The following is a 16,941-nucleotide window of genomic DNA, read 5'->3' as shown; positions in this document are numbered from 1 at the left end:
CTCTGCGCTAGCTGCACTTGGCCGGGGACGGGGAGTCCTTGGCGTAGTCGTGCAGGTAGGTGAAGATGTCGTTCAGGTCGCTCTCGTTAACGGTCCAGTCCGGGCTGCACTTGATCTTGGACGTATCGGAGAACAGGGCCTTCCATTCCGCCTGGGTCTTGTCCGCCGGGCTGATGTCGCTGGCGGTCGAGCCGTGACAGGAACGGCAGTTTTTCCGGTACAGGAACTTGCCCTTGCGGGCGTTTCCTTCGCCCATTGCAAAGGCCATGGACACGGCGAATACGGTAATCAGGGCCGTTGCCACGGCCAGGACGAACTTGCTTTTCATACTCCCTCCAACGTTGACTTGTTGCACGTCAGGCAAACGGTTTTCACACTCTTGCAGACCTTATGGCCTGTTAAAATTCTTGGACATTATAACCTGCACTCTGTATCAGCCTTCAATTTCCATATACCCATACGGGGTATGGGTGTCAATAGGGCCATATGGAAATTTTCGATAAAAAAGGTCCGGAATTGGCTTAATTTTCGATAATTATAATTATTAAAATCAGATAGCCGGACAAATTTTCTTTTTCACCGTCAAAAGGCGCGGCTAAAATCCACCCTGAGCGTCTCGCGGCCGCAAAACGCCCCAGGCCGAAAACAACGACAGCCCCCGCGCACAGGTGCGCGGGGGCTGTCGTTGTCGCGAAAACGAACGCCCTACCAGAGACGGTCGGCGAAAGCGCGATGGAAGCCGTGGGCCAGAATGAGGTCGGCGGTCTTCTTGATGTCGTAGGGAATGAAACGCATGGTCAGGACGCCGGTTTCAAGATCGAGCACCCCGTACTTGGCCCGGTTGTCCCCGTCGCGCGGCTGGCCCACGGACCCGATATTGAGCAGATGCCGGACAGCCGGTTCGAGCAGGGTTTCACCCTCGGGCAGGGGGAACCGCTCAGGTTCGCCCCTGAGACTGACGAAACGCATGAGGTCGTGGGTATGGCCCACGAAGCAGAGGTCCTCGGCATAGCCGGAAAAGACCGGAGCCATCTCCTTTTCGTGCTTCCAGAGATATTCGGTGATGGAGTCCGGCGGCAGCCCGTGCACGAAACGGCAGCCATGTGCCACCAGCGACTTGGGCCGGGAGATGAGCCAATGGAACATCTCCTCGGAGATCATTTCCCGCGTGCGCCGCAGGACGTCGGCGGCGGGCTGGTTGAAACCGCGCAGGTAATGAATGTTGATGAGCCCCTGCTCATGGTTGCCCATGGTGCAGTGGACTCCGCGCGCCCGCAGCAGGTTCACGCATTCGGCGGGCTGCGGCCCGTACCCGACCATGTCCCCCAGACAGTAGGTCGCGATCACGCCCTGCGTATCGAGGTCGGCCAGGACCTCCTTCAGGGCCTCGAAATTGCCGTGTACGTCGGACATGATGGCGATACGGGTCATATTGTTAATCTACCCTTTCCCCAGCCGCCGCGCAAGACGACGCTTGCAATCCCCGCCCTGCTGGGCTGTACTGCCCGGACGCCGCAAAGGGAGGTCATATGCACAGAAACACGATCACGGAGACCATGAAGGCGCTGTCCGGAAATGGATTCAAGGCTTATTCCGTGCCTGACGCGGCCGAAGCGCGTGAACTCATCCTCTGCGAGCTGCTGCCTGACATCGCGCCCGGCGTGGTATCCTTCGGGGACTCCATGACCCTGACGGCCACCGGGGTGCTGGACGCCCTGCGCACGGACCCGTCCCTGACCTTCATCGACACCTTCGAGCCGGGTGTGGACCGCGCGGAAATTCTCCAGCGGCGCAGGCGGGCGCTCCTGGCCGACCTGTTCCTGACCGGGACCAACGCGGTGACCAAAAGCGGCAAGCTGGTCAACCTGGACATGGTAGGCAACCGGGTGGGCGGCATCGTGTTCGGCCCGGAGCACGTCATCATCACCGTGAGCGCGAACAAGATCGTGGACGACGAAGCGGCCGCCGCGTGCCGAGTCCGCGAGATCGCGGCCCCGCAAAACGCCGCGCGCCATCACGCCAAAACACCCTGTGCCAAGACGGGCCGGTGCGCGGACTGCAAAAGCCCGGACCGCATCTGCAACGTCTGGACGATCACGGAAAAGAGCTGGCCCAAGGGTCGCATAAAGGTCGTCCTCATAGACCAGCCCCTCGGCCTCTAGCCCGCAGTCACGCGGATACCGCCCTCATCCTCTCGCGGAGGTGCGGAAAAGCATGGGAATTTCCGAAAAGCCCCCTTCTCCCGGGGAACGCCCTCTTCTTCAGCCCGCCCGTCGGGCGTCAATCCTCGTCGAGCCCGGTCAGATCGCCGATCTCGAAACCGGATTCCTCGGCCTTGAGCACGCGGCGCATGAGCTTGCCGGAACGCGTCTTGGGCAGCTTGTCGCGGAACTCGACGGACTTGATGACGGCCACGGGGCCAAGCTCGTTGCGGATGGTCTTTTTGAGGTCCTTGATGAGATCGTCGCCGGGGGCGAAGCCCTCGTTAAGCATGACGAACGCCTTGGCGGCCTCGCCCTTGATCTGGTCGGGAACGCCGATGACGGCGCATTCCGAAACCGCCGGATGCACCCCGAAGGCGGCCTCCAGCTCGGCCGAGCCGATGCGGTGCCCGGCGATATTGATGACGTCGTCGGCCCGCCCCTGTATCCAGAGATAGCCGTCCTCGTCTCGACGGGCCACGTCGCCCGCGTAATACATGCCGGGAATGCGGGACCAGTATTCCTTGTAGCGGTCGTCGTCGTTCCACATGCCGGTCATCATGGATGGCCAGGGCGCTGTGACGACAAGCAGCCCGCCCTTGCCCGGCGGCACGGGATTGCCGTCCGGGTCCACCACGTCCACCGCCACTCCGGGCAGAGGCTTGGTCACGGAACCGGGCTTGAGCACCGAGATGGGCATGGGCGAAATCATGAACATGCCGGTCTCGGTCTGCCACCAGGTATCGAGCACCGGGCACTCGGAGCGGCCCACGTTTTTGTAGAGCCATATCCACGCCTCGGGCGAAATGGACTCGCCCACGGTGCCGAGCAGGCGCAGGCTGGATAGGTCGTGCTGCTTGGGGTACTGGGTTCCGAAACGCATGAGCATCCGGATCATGGTCGGCGCGGTGTAAAAGATGGTCACCCCGTACTTGGCGACCACGGACCACAGGCGGTCGGCCTGGGGATAGTTGGGATGCCCCTCGTACATGACCGAGGTGGTCCCGGCCATGAGCGGGCCATAGATGCCCGCCGAGTGGCCGGTGACCCAGCCGGGATCGGCGGTGCACCAGAAAATGTCCGTGGGCTTGATGTCGAAAACCGTGGTCAGGGTGCGGTGGACACCGACCATGTAGCCGCCGTGGGAATGAATCACCCCCTTGGGCGTACCCGTGGTCCCGGAGGTATAGAGCAGAAAGAGCGGGTCGTCGGCATCCATGACCTCGGTGGGAGCCTCGTTCCGCTCCTGGCGGACCAGGTCCTCGTACTGGAAGTCGCGGCCGTCGACCATGTCCACGCTCAGGTTGCACCGCCGGACCACGACCATGGCCTCCACGCAGTCGGCGCACGCCCCGATCAGGGCCTCGTCGGCGGTGTCCTTCAGGCTGATTATCTGCCCGTTGCGGTAGAACCCGTCGGAGGTGATGACCAGCTTGGCCTGGGCGTCGTTGATGCGCTTGCGCAACGCCTTGGCAGAGAACCCGGCAAAGACCACGGAATGGACCGCACCGATCTTGGCCGAAGCGAGCATGGCGATGACCGTCTCGGGCAGGGGCGGCATGTAGATGACCACGCGGTCGCCCTTGCGCACACCCAGCGAACGCAGGGCGTTGGCGAAGCGGTTGACCTCGCGGTAAAGCTCGAAATAGGTGTACTTGCGCTGATCGCCCGGCTCCCCTTCCCAGATGAGGGCGAGCTTGTTCTTGTTGGCGGTCTCGATATGACGGTCGAGCGCATTGTAGACGATGTTGCAGCGCGCGCCCGGAAACCAGCGGTAGAAGGGCGCGTCCTTGTCGTCCAGAACCTGATCCCACTTCTTGAACCAATCCAGCTCGTCGGCGGCCTCCTCCCAGTACCCGGTGGGATCGGCGGCCGCGAACCTGCGCGCCCCCTCCAGCTCCTGGGGGTTGACGTTGGCCTCAATGACCAATTGCGGAAGCGGACGGAAAACCCGTTCCTCCTGCAATAAACTATCTATCGCGCCTGACCGGTCCATATGCCCTCCTCGCAGGGTCGACCGGGGGAACCCGGTCTTGCGAGTCTCACTCATAGCATTTTCGTCCCGCAACTCCCGGCTTATTCGGCCAGCGGTAGCAGCGGCGGGTTAAACGGTCGGGCCGCGGCCCACGGCCCGGCCCGGGTGCCAAACTATCCCCTCACAGCCCGATGATCTTCTTCAACTCGGCGATGCGCCTCCTGCTGATGGGCAGCTCGATGCGCGTGCGCCCGGCGGTGCGCAACATGAAGTTCGAACCGGGCATACTGGCGATCTCGGTGACCATGTCCAGGTTCACCAGGTACTTGCGGTGCACGCGGAAGAAACGATGCGGGCCTAGCCGGTCCTCCAGGTTCTTGAGCCTGTAGGACGAAAGAAATTTCTGGGTCGCCGTGTGCACGTAGGAATAATCCTCGAACGCCTCGACGAAGATGATCTGATCGTATGGAATGAGGATGGTCCGCCCGTCCTGGTTCACGGCCAGCTTGTCGATCTCGGGCCGTCGGCCCGTGGTCTGGTCCCAGGCGGCCTGCAATGCGGCCAGGAAGGTGTCCTGTTCCTCCTCGGGCAGGGGCACCTTCACGGTCTGCTCACCGCCCTCCCCGGAATCGTCGTCCGGGTCGTCCGGATACGGCACCGGCGGCGGCACCTCCCGGAACCGGGTCTTGAAGGTCTGGAGGCGGTCCATGGTCCGGGCCATGCGGCCGGCCGCTGGCGGCCAGAGCAGATAATCCGTGGCCCCCAGCTCGAAGGCGGCATAGGCCTGATTCTCGGAATCGGAAATGAACACCAGCGCGGGCTTGTTCCTGCGCCCTGCGAGCATCTGGGCCATCTCGATGCCCGAAGTCCCGCCCGGCAGATCGACACCCACGAAAAACACCCCGTAGGGAATGGCCTCAAGCATCTCCAACGCCTCGAAGGCCGAAACCGCCTCGCCCAGGACCTGGACGAAAGGCACCTCGTCCAGCGCATCGCGCAGGGCCGTTCGGACCTCGGGGTCTGGATGGATCAACAGGGTTTTCAGCTTGGGCATGGCGTGTCCGGTCCGTGTTGCGAGACGAAAAACTCCAACTCGTTTAATCTCTACCCATATTCCGCGCGCTTCGCAAGACACGGCCCGCTCCGCCTCGAAAAGGATGTGCCGAAAATTGCATCTCCCTTCTTGCCCGAAAACCCGCTTTTCTCTACATTCGATTATTATGCGCAATCCCTATATCAAGCAGCTCGTAGCGTTTCTGCGGTCCCACGTGCTCATGTCGCTCCTGATCTATGGTGCTGCGGCGGGCCTGCTCGCCCTGGCCCTGTGGGTCACCTTCCAGTTCGTCAAGCCCTTGCCGCCGGACAAGGTAACCATCGTCACCGGCGGCGAGAGCGGCGCGTATTACGCCTTTGCCGCGCGCTATGCCGAGTTCTTCCACAAACACGGATTCGAACTGGAAGTGCGCACTTCCAACGGGTCCATGGACAACCTCTCCATCATCGATGATCCCAAATCCGGGGTACAGGCCGCATTCATGCAGGGAGGCATAGCCTCTCCCGAGGAACACCCGGACCTGGAAAGCCTTGGCAGCCTCTACTACGAGCCCGTCTGGCTGTTCACCACCCGGCGGTTCAAGCCCAAGACGCTGACCGACCTCAAGGGCCGCAAGATCGCGGTCGGGCCCGAAGGCAGCGGCACCAGCCACCTGGTCCGCCAGCTCCTCGACGCAAACGGCGTCACCCCGGAAACCGCCAACCTGCTTCCCCAAGGCTCCGCCCAGAGCGTCCCGGAACTGCTCGGCGGCAGGATCGACGCCCTGTTCGTCATAGCCGGGGTAAACTCCAAGGACGTGCGCACCCTGTGCGAGGCGTACAAGACCGTGACCCCATACTCCTTTGTCCGGGCCGAGACCTACGCGCGCACCCGCCACTTCCTCGAAAAACTGACCCTGCCCCGGGGCGGCGTCGACCTCATGCTCGATCTGCCCGCCCACGACGTGGCCCTGCTCGCACCCACCGCCAACCTGGTGGTCCGGGAAGACCTCCACCCGGCCCTCAAGTACCTCTTTCTCCTGGCCGCGGCCGAAATACACGGCCAGGGCGACATGTTCGCGGCTACCGGAGAATTCCCCAGCGACGAGGCCCTGCTCTTCCCACTGAGCGACGAGGCCCGGAACTTCTACAAGTCAGGCCCGCCCTTCCTCATGCGCTACCTGCCCTTCCAGGCGGCCATCACCGTGGAACGGCTCAAGATCCTGCTCATCCCCCTGCTGACCCTGCTCTTCCCCCTGTTCAAGATCACCCCGCCCGCCTACCGCTGGCAGATACGGCGGCGCATCTTCAAGTGGTACAAACAGCTCAAGCGGCTGGACATGGAAGCCTTCGATCTGACCGACCCGGACAAGGCCCGCGACATGCTCGCCAAACTCGAAGAGATGGACCGCCTTGTCCTCGAAACCTCGGTACCCCTGTCATACACGGACTACATCTACTCCCTGCGACTGCACATCCGCATGATCCGCCAACGCCTGGAGCGCATCGCCGGGCACGAAGTCCAGGACACCGGGCACCCGATGAATTGATTGATTAAGAATGCCTCCGGCGGCCAGAGGGGTAACTTTTGAAAAAGTTTCCCCTCTGGACTCCCCTTCAAAACTTTTTATAGCCGCTTCGCGGAATACGGCCACCGCGCCAGTCTCAACCTCTCAACAGACGTTTGTTTAAACCTGCCCAGATATAATGCGCTGCTGGGTTCTCTCCCCCTGTTTCACCGCGAAGCGGCATAAAAAGTTTGGGAAAAGGAGGGGTTGGGGGTCGGGGAAGGGGAGGAAAGAACCCTTTTCAAAGGGTTTTTCCTCCCCTTCCCCCGGCCGCCGGAGGCAAAACCCCCGCACCTAGGTGCGGGGGGGTTTTCTTACAGCGTAAACGCCGCAGCCCGTTACAGCAGGCGGTCGGCGATGGCTTTTGCGGCCCGGCGTCCCGCGCCCATGGCGGAGATGACGGTGGCCGCGCCGGTGACGATATCGCCTCCGGCGAAGACATTGGGGATGGAGGTTTCGCCGGTCTCGGGATCGGCCTCGACATAGCCCCATTTGTTCAGCGCGAGTTGCGGGGTGGCTTCCAAGAGGATGGGATTGGGCCGGGTGCCCACGGCGATGACGGCCATGTCGCAGGAGATCTGCTCGGTTTCGCCCTCAAGACAGACCGGGGAGCAGCGGCCGGAATCGTCGGGTTCGCCAAGGGCCATTTTCTGCACGGTCATGGCTTTGATCCTGCCCTGGTTGTCTCCATGGAAGGACAGCGGCCCGCACAGGCAGCGGATTTTGACGCCCTCTTCCACGGCGTGTTGGATTTCCTCGCGGCGGGCGGGCATTTCGTCCTCGCTCCGGCGATAGACGATGGAGACTTCCTTCGCGCCCATGCGCAGGGCGGTGCGGGCCGCGTCCATGGCCACGTTGCCCGCGCCGATGACGGCCACGCGCCGGGCCTTGTAGGCCGGGGTGTCGTAATTGGGAAAATCGTAGGACCGCCCGAGATTAACGCGGGTCAGATACTCGTTGGCCGAGAACACGCCCACCAGATTTTCGCCCGACACGTTCAGGAAACGGGGCAGTCCCGCGCCCACGCCGATAAACACGGCGGCGTATCCCTGTTCGAACATGTCGCGGACGGTGATGGTCTTGCCGCCCACCCAGTTGGTGCGGAAGGTCACACCGAGCTTGCGCAGGCCGTCCAGCTCGCGGGCGACCACGGCCTTGGGCAGACGGAATTCCGGGATGCCGTAGAGAAGCACCCCGCCCGGCTCGTGCAGGGCCTCGAACACGTCCACCTTGATGCCGCGCCCGGCCAGATATCCGGCCACGGTCAGGGAGGAGGGGCCGGAGCCGATGCAGGCCACCTTGATATCCTCGCGCTCAAGCGCGCAAGTGGAAAGGTCGGTGACTTCCTCGCAGGCGGACCGGGCCGCGTAGGTATCGGCCACGTAGCGTTCCAGCCGTCCGATGGCCACGGGCTCGTGCTTCTTGCCGAGGACGCAACTGCCCTCGCACTGGTTCTCCTGGGGACAGACCCGGCCGCAGACCGCGGGCAGGGAGTTGGTCCGGCGGATGGTGTCGAAAGCGCCTTGCAGGTCGTCGTCCACGATGCAGCCGATGAAGGTCTTGATGTCGATATTTACCGGACAGCCGTCCTGGCAGGTGGGCTTCTTGCATTGCAGACACCGCTCGGCCTCGATCAGGGCCTGCTCGCGGGAGTAGCCCAGGGCCACTTCGTCGAAATTTCCGCCCCTGACCATGGGGTCCTGATGGGGCATGGGGGTACGGCTGCGAATTTTCTTCTTTTTCTTATCGGCCATGGCACTGACACTCCTTGCTGAACAATTCCATGGATTCCTCTTCCTGCTCCTTGAACTGCCACAGCCGGGTCTTGAGCTCGGCGAAATCCACCTTGTGGCCGTCGAATTCCGGCCCGTCCACGCAGGCGAAAAGGGTCTTGCCGCCCACGGTGCAGCGGCAGGCGCCGCACATGCCGATCCCGTCCACCATGATGGAGTTGAGCGACACCGTGGTCTTGACCTGGAAGGGCAGGGTCACGCGGCAGACCGCCTCCATCATGGGAACCGGGCCGATGGCGACGACCTCGGCGACCTCGTCCTCAGTTTCCAGGATGTCCTGCAGGACTTCGGTGACGAACCCCTTGTGGCCCTCGGAACCGTCGTCCGTGGCGATGCGCACCTCGGGGCAGAACGAAGAAAGTTCGGAACAGAACAGGAGGAGGTTCTTGGAGCGCGCGCCGATGATGGCGATGACCCGATTGCCCGCCTCCACGTGGCCCTTGGCGATGTGGTGCATGGCCGCGATGCCGGTGCCGCCGCCGACGCAGACCACGGTGCCGGACTTCTCGATGTGGGTGGGCCGCCCGAGGGGGCCGCAGACGTCCAGGAACTCGCCGCCCTCGGACAGGGTGTTCATCTCGGCCGTGGTCTTGCCCACGACCAGATAGACTATTGTTATAGTTCCTTTTTCCCTGTCGCAATCCGCTATGGTCAGGGGAATGCGCTCGCCGTTTGAGCTCACGCGGAGCATGACGAAATTACCGGGCTTGGCCTTGAGGGCGACCTGGGGGGCCTCAATGACCATCATGGTGGTCTGCCCCGGGATCAGCTCCTCTTTTTTCAGAATCTTGTAACCCATGTGGACTCTCTCGTTGTTGGAATGACAAATCCCCATCCCTTCGGGACACCGAAAAAAATTCAGCGGCAGGGTCTAAGCTAGTAGCTCCAAACGGCCAGGGTTGTCAAAATCGGGCCAAAAGACTATGGTTAAATCGACTGATCGATTTGGATTTGCCAACTCCCATGGACGGGAGACGGAAAACCACGGGTCCCTCTGGACAGAGCGTGACATGGGTCACAGGGACGGCCGGGCTGCCTTATGCAATGCCTCGGCCTTTTTTTGTCGCCAAAAAGAGGCCGGACACGGGAGACGGGCATGAGGATACCCTCGCAGGCTGCCGAACAATACCGCAAGACCGATTCCCTGGCCGAACGCCGGATGGAACGGAAGACGGTGCGCCCCCAGGCCAGGACGACGACAACGTCGTTCGGCTTCCGGCTGGGCAGGTTCGGCCTGGACTACCGCGAGGAAACCACGGTCCTCGACCCGTCCCTGTCGCGCTCCGTGCGCGAGCAGGAGCAAAAGGCGCGGGCCTTCATGACCGAGGCCGAGGTGGAGAACCTGCGCGCCGAGATCGGCGTGGACGGGGCCGCCTTCCGCGATCGGAAGATGGACGGCGTCGGCAGCGGCGCACCCTCGCCCGGCCGGATCAAGTCCGCCCTGGCCGCTTATGCCAAGGCCAGAGCCCAAATCCTTCCGCCGCCGGGCAACATGCTTACCGGCGTGGTCTAGAAACAACGAGGCCGCCCCTGACGGGGCGGCCTTTTTTCATGAAACGCTTCCTAATTTCCCGCGTCCGGACCGCCCCCGCCCGCTCGGGTGCGCAGCCGCCCCTTGGCAGACATGAGCACGCCCAACGCGCTGAACACGGTCAGGGCGATGAAGGCCGTGTACATGGCCCTGATGAACACGTCGGCGTTCTCGGCCGTCAGGGCCGCCGGGCCGATGATGACGGCGAACACGCCGCTGATGAAGACCAGGCTGACGGTCATGCCCGTGGTCCGCATAGCCGCCACCACAGCCGAGGCCACGCCGTAGTTCTCACGGGTGACCGCGCCCATGATGACCGCCATGTTGGCCGTGGCGAACATGGCGCTTCCCGCGCCGCACAAGGCCAGAATCAGGCCCGCGAACCACAACGACGGGAACACGCCCAGAAAGATGGCCGCGCCCAGTCCCGCCGTGGCTATGCCCATGCCGACCGTGGCCACGAGGTGGGGGGACCACCGCTCGCACCACTTGCCGCTCACGAGCGAAAGAATGACCTGCATGACCGGCTGGACCATAAGAAGAAGCCCGGCGTCGCTGGCGGTCATGCCCTGGGCCACCTGGAGGTACAGCGAAAGCAGAAAGGTGATGCCGTAAATGGCCGCGTAGCTGATGAACTGGGCGGCCGATCCCAGAGAAAACGCCGGATTGCCGCTGAACAGGGCCAGGCTGAGAAGCGGCGCCTTGGCCCTCCCCTCCCAGAAGGCGAAGCAGAGAAGGAAGAAGATGCCGCCCACGAGCATGAGCGCGCCGCTCGATCCGTCCAGGTGCGAACCGCCCTGGGAGAGCAGGATCATGCCCAGAGCGATGAAAATCGCCCCGCCGAAGTCGAAGCGCACGCCGTGCCTGATGACCGGCTTTACCGGCAGGGTTCTTATCGAGAGGAACAGGCCGACGGCGCAGGGGATGGCCCCGCCGTAGAATATCCAGCGCCACCCGAGGTGGGTGACGATGAGCCCGCCAAGCCACGGCCCCATGGAAAGCCCCAGATAGACCCCGGCCGAAGCGATGCCCATGGCCTTGGCCCGTCCCGGACCAGAATACATATCCGCGATGAGGGCCAGGCCGGTGGATACCATCATGGCCCCGCCGCAGCCTTGGAACACGCGCAGGACGATGAACTGGGAAATGGTGTTGCTCAGGGGCAGGATCATGCTCAGGACCGTAAACAGCCCCATGCCGAAGGCAAAGGTGCTGCCGCGCCCGATTTTGTCCGACAGCCGGGTCACCGGAAAGAGGAGCATGGCCACGGCCGAGATGTAGCCCGATTCCACCAGGCCGAGCTGGGACGCGCTGGCGCCGAACTCCCGGCCCAGGGCAGGCACGGCCACGGCCACGGCCGAAAGCATGAAGACCAGGGCGAACTGGGAGACGGTGATGGTGTAAAGACCGGCGGTCCTGTCGTCGCGAGTGAATTGAAACATATGCGCGGAGTATCCCGAAGGTTGAATGGTGGCGGACGAAGCGGCGGCATGGCGGCCCCGGGGCCTCGCACAGTGCCGAAGAATAGAGAGGATATACATGCCCGCCGCCCCTGGCAAGGGCGGAGAGTGCCCGCGCCCCGGTTGGCCGAACGCGGCGTCGTCACGGGATCGCCCCCCACGCCGAGGCATTGCCATCCCCGCCCCTTTGCCCTAGGTTGACTCCCCATGTCCGGTTCCGCTCCCACCCCGCGCGACGTCCTCTCCTCGGTATTCGGCTTTCCCGCCTTCATCGGGTTGCAGGAGGCCGTCATCGACCACGTCATGAACGGCGGCGACTCCCTGGTGCTCATGCCCACGGGCGGCGGCAAATCCCTGTGCTACCAGATCCCGGCCATCCTGCGGCCCGGCGTGGGCGTCTGCATCTCGCCGCTCATCGCGCTCATGCAGGACCAGGTCCAGGGACTGACCCAAATGGGGGTACGCGCCGCCTGCCTCAATTCCGCCATGGACCCGGGAACGGCCCGCGACATCGAGCAGATGGCCCTGAACGGGCAGCTCGACCTGCTCTACGTGGCCCCGGAGCGACTGTGCAAACCCGGCTTCCTCGACCTGATCGCCCGCTGCAACCCCTCACTTTTCGCCATCGACGAAGCCCACTGCGTGTCCCAATGGGGACACGACTTCCGGCCGGAATACACCCGGCTGTCCGTCATCGGGGAACGTTTCCCGGACGTGCCGAGGCTGGCCCTGACCGCTACCGCGGACGAACCGACCCAGGCGGACATCGTGCACAACCTGCGCCTGGAGAACGCGCGAGTCTTCGCCACGGGATTCGACCGGCCCAACATCACCTACACAGTGGTCCCCAAGAAGAACCCCACGCGCATGTTGAAACGGTTCCTCGACGAGAACCATCCGAACGACGCGGGCATCGTCTACCGCCTCTCCCGGAAGAAGGTGGAGCAGACCGCCGAGTTCCTGTGCAACAACGGATTCAACGCCCTGCCCTACCACGCCGGATTGTCCGCGACGGAACGGTTCGAGAACCAGGAACGATTCATGCGCGAGGAAGGGGTGATAATGGTCGCCACTGTGGCCTTCGGCATGGGCGTGGACAAACCCAACGTGCGCTTCGTCTGTCACCTGGAGCCGCCCAAGTCCCTTGAGGCGTACCATCAGGAAACGGGCCGCGCCGGGCGTGACGGCCTGCCCGCCTCGGCCTGGATGTGCTACGGGATGCAGGACATCGCGGTCCTGCGCTCCATGATCGACGCCGGAGAGGCGGGAGAGACGCGCAAGCGGCTGGAACACGCCAAGCTCGGTTCGCTCTTCGCCTACCTCGAAACCGCCTCGTGCCGCCGCCAGGCCCTGCTGGCCTATTTCGGCGAACACATCGAGCCGTGCGGCAACTGCGACAACTGCCTGACCCCGGTGGAAACCTACGACGGCACCGTGACCGCCCAAAAGGCCCTGTCCAATATCTTCCGCACCGAACAGCGGTTCGGCGTCGAACACCTGGCCCAGGTCCTGACCGGGGCGCGGACCGACCAGGTCATCCGCTTCAATCACGACAAGGTGTCCACCTACGGCATCGGCAAGGACCTGAGCCGGGACGAATGGAAGTCCGTGTACCGCCAACTGCTGGCCGCCGGGCTGGTCTCCGTGGACCTCGACAGGTTCAACGCCCTGGCCCTGAACGAACGGTCCTGGCCCGTGCTCAAGGGCGAACGGCCGGTGCGGCTGCGCAAGGACCCCGTCCTGCCCTCGCGGACTCGAAAGAAGAAAAGCCGGAAGCCGGTCCTGGCCGAGGATATCCTGACGAGTTGGGAGGCCGAGACGCTGTTCGACCGGCTGCGCGAACTGCGCCTGTCCCTGGCCGAGACCCAATCCGTGCCACCTTACGCCATCTTCGCGGACAAGACCCTGCTTGAATTCGTGCGCTACCGGCCCCGCGACCTGGAGGAGTTCGGCTGCATGTCGGGCGTGGGCGCGAGCAAGCTGGAGCGATTCGGCCAGACGTTCCTGGAATGCCTCAAGGCCCATGAGGAGGAACACGGCAGGCCCGCGAACATCCCTGAAATACCCCAGGACGTGCGCGACGCACGCAAACGGGAGGCGGCGGAGAAACCTGATTTCACGGCCACGGCCCAGGCCACCCTGGACCTCTTTCTCGAACTCGGCGACATCGAGGCGGTGGCCGAAAAGCGCGGTCTCAAGGCATCGTCCATCTGGCGGCATCTCATCCTGGCCGTGAACATGGACAAAATCGACTACCGCCGCGCGGTCAACCTGCCGGACGCCGAACTGGAAAAGGTGGAATCGACGCTGCGTGAATTCCGCTCCAAGGGCGTCTCGGCCCTCAATCCGGTCTTCGAAACCCTGGAAGGCGCGGTTCCCTACGACCTGCTTCGACTGGTCAAGGCGGGCCTGGACCGGGCCTAGCCCGTCCGCACAGGTCCTTCCGCCCTGCTTTTTCATCGGCCCGTCCGACGCGTCGACCCGCATCTGGCGGCATCCTTCATCTGGCTTTCCCCGCGCCCGCCATCAAACGGCCACAAAGGGCGCGCTGACAGCGCAAACCGCCCCGCCCGGACGTCCCAGTTCCCATTCCCCCTTGCCAAACCCGGCCCGAGTGTCCATATTGGGTTCACCAATTGAAAAAGGTTATCAACATGAAGAAAGCATCGGCACAGGTAAAGGGAATGCACTGCGCGGCCTGCTCGGCGCGCATCGAAAAGGTGGTCGGCAAGATGGAGGGTGTGGACGAGGTGTCCGTGAACCTGGCCGCCGAGACCATGGAACTCTCCTACGATCCGGACGTCGTGACCGCCGAGCAGGTGGGCGAGCGGATAAAGGGGCTTGGCTTCGAAGCCGAATTCCGGGATGAGCCCGAGGCCGAAGCTGGCGGCTTGTCCACCCTGGATCTCGATCTCGGCGGGATGCACTGCGCGGCCTGTTCCGCACGCATCGAGCGGGTGGTCGGAGGTCTGGGCGGCGTGTCCTCGGCCTCGGTCAATCTGGCGGCCGAGACCGGCAATTTCGTCTTCGACCCCTCCCTGGTCTCCCGCCGGGAAATTCGCGAGGCCATCTCGGGCGCGGGCTTTTCTTCCGAGGTGCGCAGCGAGGCGTCCGACCTCTTCGAAAAACGCCGCCGCGAGGCCGAGGAACGGCTGAATGCCCAGAAACGGGCCCTCATCCCGGCGTTCTGCTTCGCCCTACCCCTGCTGGTCCTGTCCATGGGACACATGTGGGGCATGCCCCTGCCCGCCTTTCTCGACCCCATGCACTCCCCGGCAACTTTCGCCCTGGTCCAGCTCCTGCTGACTCTCCCGGTCGTCTGGTCGGGCCGCAACTTCTACCTCCAGGGCATCCCGGCCCTGCTGCGCGGCGGTCCGAACATGGACTCCCTGGTGGCCATGGGCACGGGCGCGGCGTTCCTCTATTCCCTGTGGAACACCATCGCGCTCCTGCTCGGCATGGGCGATCCGCACGTCCTGGCCATGGACCTGTACTTCGAATCCGCCGCCGTGCTCATCGCCATGATCTCCCTGGGCAAGTATTTCGAGGCGCGGAGCAAGCTCAAGACCTCGGACGCCATCCGGGCGCTCATGCAGCTCGCCCCGGACACGGCCACCCTGGTCCGCGACGGCGAACAGATATCCATTTCCCTCGACGAGGTGGAGCCGGGCGACCTGCTGCTCATCAGGCCAGGCGAACGCATCCCGGTGGACGGCACCGTCACGGAGGGACGTTCATCGGTGGACGAATCCATGCTCACCGGCGAGCCCATGCCCGTCGGCAAGCAGCCGGGCGACACCGTGGCGGGCGGCACCCTGAACGCCTCAGGCGCCTTGACCATGCGCGCCGACCACGTTGGCAGCGACACCGTGCTCGCCCGGATCATCCGGCTCGTGCAGGAGGCCCAGGGGTCCAAGGCCCCCATCGCCAGCCTAGCGGACCGAATCAGCTATTATTTCGTGCCCGCGGTCATGCTCACCGCCCTCGCCGCAGGACTGGCCTGGTACTTCATCGGCCAGGCGGGCTTCCCGTTCTCCCTGCGCATCTTCGTGGCCGTCATGGTCATCGCCTGCCCCTGCGCCATGGGACTGGCCACGCCCATGTCCATCATGGTCTCCGCCGGACGGGGTGCGCAGCTCGGCGTGCTCATCAAATCAGGCCGCGCCCTGGAGGAAGCAGGTTCCCTCGACACCGTGGTCTTCGACAAGACCGGCACCCTGACCCACGGGCGGCCCGAGCTGGCAGCCATAACCATGGTCAGGGGGACCATGGCCCAGACCGAAGCCGTCTACCTCGCGGCCGCCGCCGAAAGCCGGTCCGAGCATCCCCTTGCCCGGGCCATCGTGCGCTACGCCGAGGAAAAGGACCTGGAATTTCCCGAACCCGATGACTTCGAGGCCATCCCCGGCAAGGGCATCAAGGCCAAAATCGGCTACCGTGAGGTCATGATCGGCAACTGGACCCTCATGCGCGAGCACGGGCTCGGCTTCGGCGAGGACGGCTTTGCCGAGGAGGCCGTGGGCCATTACGAAAAGCAGGGAGCAACCGTGGTCTACTTCGCCTCGGAGAACAAACTCAACGCCCTGTTCGCCATTGCCGACGAAATGCGCGACGAGACCCCCGAGGTGGTGGAGGCCCTGAAACGGGCCGGGATCGCCCCGGTCATGCTCACCGGCGACAGCAAGGTCAACGCCGAGGTCATCGCCGAACGCGCGGGCATCAAAGAGGTCGTCGCCGGGGTCCTGCCCGACCGCAAGGCCGAGGAAGTGGCCCGGCTTCAGGCCGAAGGCCGCAAGGTGGCCATGGTCGGCGACGGCATCAACGACGCGCCCGCCCTGGCGCGCGCGGACATCGGCATCGCCATGGGCTCGGGCATCGACGTGGCCGTGGAATCCGGCGACGTGGTCCTTATGCACTCGGACCTTCGCGCCATTTTGACCGCCCTGAACCTGTCCAGGGCGACCATGCGCAATATCAAGGAAAACCTGTTCTGGGCCTTCGCCTTCAACGTCATCGGCATCCCGGTGGCCGCAGGCGTCCTGCACGTCTTCGGCGGCCCCACGCTCAACCCGATGATCGCGGGCACGGCCATGGCCATGAGCTCGGTGACCGTGGTCACCAACGCCCTCAGGCTGCGCTTTTTCAAGGGATAAACCTCAGCACACAAGGAGTCGTCATGACAACCGTGAAAGTCAAAGGCATGAGCTGCCAGCATTGCGTGAAGTCCGTCACCGAAGCCATGGAAAAACTGGGCGCGGAAAACGTGTCCGTCGACCTGCTCACCGGCAACGTGACCTACGAGGAACCGTCCCCCATCGACAAGGACGCCGTCAAAGACGCCATCGACAAGATCGGCTTCGAATACGTGGGGTAGAAGAATA

13 protein-coding genes and 1 riboswitch are annotated in these 16,941 nt (G+C 63.8%); of the genes, 6 read left to right on the top strand and 7 right to left on the bottom strand.

What is annotated here, in order from left to right; translation table 11 throughout:
• Positions 1-7: 7 nt before the first annotated feature.
• A complete protein-coding gene (locus LF599_RS01610) occupies positions 8-328 on the bottom strand; it encodes a c-type cytochrome (protein ID WP_269940919.1) in 321 nt (106 codons plus the stop codon).
• A gap of 377 nt (positions 329-705) precedes the next feature.
• Positions 706-1,431, bottom strand: a complete 726-nt coding sequence (locus LF599_RS01605) for a metallophosphoesterase family protein (RefSeq protein ID WP_279522044.1) — start codon at positions 1,429-1,431, stop codon at positions 706-708.
• A 98-nt stretch (positions 1,432-1,529) separates the two neighbouring features.
• Here LF599_RS01605 and LF599_RS01600 point away from each other — a divergent pair, with 98 nt between their 5' ends.
• Positions 1,530-2,162: a lactate utilization protein gene (locus LF599_RS01600; protein WP_279522043.1), complete on the top strand. Its 633-nt coding sequence runs from the start codon at positions 1,530-1,532 to the stop codon at positions 2,160-2,162.
• Between the two features lie 118 nt (positions 2,163-2,280).
• Here the strand turns inward: LF599_RS01600 and acs are convergent, their stop codons facing one another.
• Together acs and LF599_RS01590 are read right to left on the bottom strand one after the other, a co-directional pair.
• Positions 2,281-4,197, bottom strand: coding sequence for an acetate--CoA ligase (gene acs, locus LF599_RS01595; RefSeq protein WP_279522042.1), 1,917 nt, complete (start codon positions 4,195-4,197; stop codon positions 2,281-2,283).
• 160 nt (positions 4,198-4,357) lie between these two features.
• Entirely contained in the window at positions 4,358-5,230 is an 873-nt protein-coding gene (locus tag LF599_RS01590; RefSeq protein ID WP_279522041.1) for a LytR/AlgR family response regulator transcription factor, read from the bottom strand.
• A gap of 166 nt (positions 5,231-5,396) precedes the next feature.
• Between LF599_RS01590 and LF599_RS01585 the strand changes: the two genes are divergently transcribed.
• On the top strand, positions 5,397-6,758 hold the full coding sequence (locus tag LF599_RS01585; protein WP_269940915.1) for a TAXI family TRAP transporter solute-binding subunit: 1,362 nt from the start codon (positions 5,397-5,399) through the stop codon (positions 6,756-6,758).
• Between the two features lie 356 nt (positions 6,759-7,114).
• Here the strand turns inward: LF599_RS01585 and gltA are convergent, their stop codons facing one another.
• Together gltA and LF599_RS01575 are read right to left on the bottom strand one after the other, a co-directional pair.
• The gene (gltA, locus tag LF599_RS01580; protein ID WP_279522040.1) at positions 7,115-8,530 is read right to left on the bottom strand and encodes an NADPH-dependent glutamate synthase; all 1,416 of its coding nucleotides are present in this window, start codon (positions 8,528-8,530) and stop codon (positions 7,115-7,117) included.
• Positions 8,520-9,368, bottom strand: coding sequence for a sulfide/dihydroorotate dehydrogenase-like FAD/NAD-binding protein (locus LF599_RS01575; RefSeq protein ID WP_279522039.1), 849 nt, complete (start codon positions 9,366-9,368; stop codon positions 8,520-8,522). Before LF599_RS01575 ends, gltA begins: the two co-directional genes overlap by 11 nt.
• A 144-nt stretch (positions 9,369-9,512) precedes the next feature.
• Positions 9,513-9,609: riboswitch (cyclic di-GMP riboswitch) on the top strand.
• A 56-nt stretch (positions 9,610-9,665) separates the two neighbouring features.
• On the opposite strand from LF599_RS01575, the gene LF599_RS01570 reads away from it, so the two are divergent.
• Positions 9,666-10,082, top strand: a complete 417-nt coding sequence (locus LF599_RS01570) for a hypothetical protein (RefSeq protein ID WP_279522038.1) — start codon at positions 9,666-9,668, stop codon at positions 10,080-10,082.
• Positions 10,083-10,132: 50 nt separating this feature from the next.
• On the opposite strand, the gene LF599_RS01565 is transcribed toward LF599_RS01570, so the two are convergent.
• The gene (locus LF599_RS01565) at positions 10,133-11,542 is read right to left on the bottom strand and encodes an MFS transporter (RefSeq protein ID WP_279522037.1); all 1,410 of its coding nucleotides are present in this window, start codon (positions 11,540-11,542) and stop codon (positions 10,133-10,135) included.
• 225 nt (positions 11,543-11,767) lie between these two features.
• On the opposite strand from LF599_RS01565, the gene recQ reads away from it, so the two are divergent.
• From recQ to LF599_RS01550, 3 genes are all read left to right on the top strand, one after another.
• Entirely contained in the window at positions 11,768-13,984 is a 2,217-nt protein-coding gene (recQ, locus tag LF599_RS01560) for a DNA helicase RecQ (protein ID WP_279522036.1), read from the top strand.
• Positions 13,985-14,214: 230 nt separating this feature from the next.
• Entirely contained in the window at positions 14,215-16,713 is a 2,499-nt protein-coding gene (locus LF599_RS01555) for a heavy metal translocating P-type ATPase (RefSeq protein WP_279522035.1), read from the top strand.
• A 23-nt stretch (positions 16,714-16,736) separates the two neighbouring features.
• A complete protein-coding gene (locus LF599_RS01550) occupies positions 16,737-16,934 on the top strand; it encodes a heavy-metal-associated domain-containing protein (protein ID WP_269941118.1) in 198 nt (65 codons plus the stop codon).
• Positions 16,935-16,941 lie beyond the last annotated feature (7 nt).

Source organism: Pseudodesulfovibrio thermohalotolerans (assembly GCF_021353295.2).
GTDB lineage: Bacteria > Desulfobacterota > Desulfovibrionia > Desulfovibrionales > Desulfovibrionaceae > Pseudodesulfovibrio > Pseudodesulfovibrio thermohalotolerans.
The sequence above is the reverse complement of the archived record's forward strand: the minus strand, read 5'-3'. Positions and strand labels throughout refer to the sequence as shown.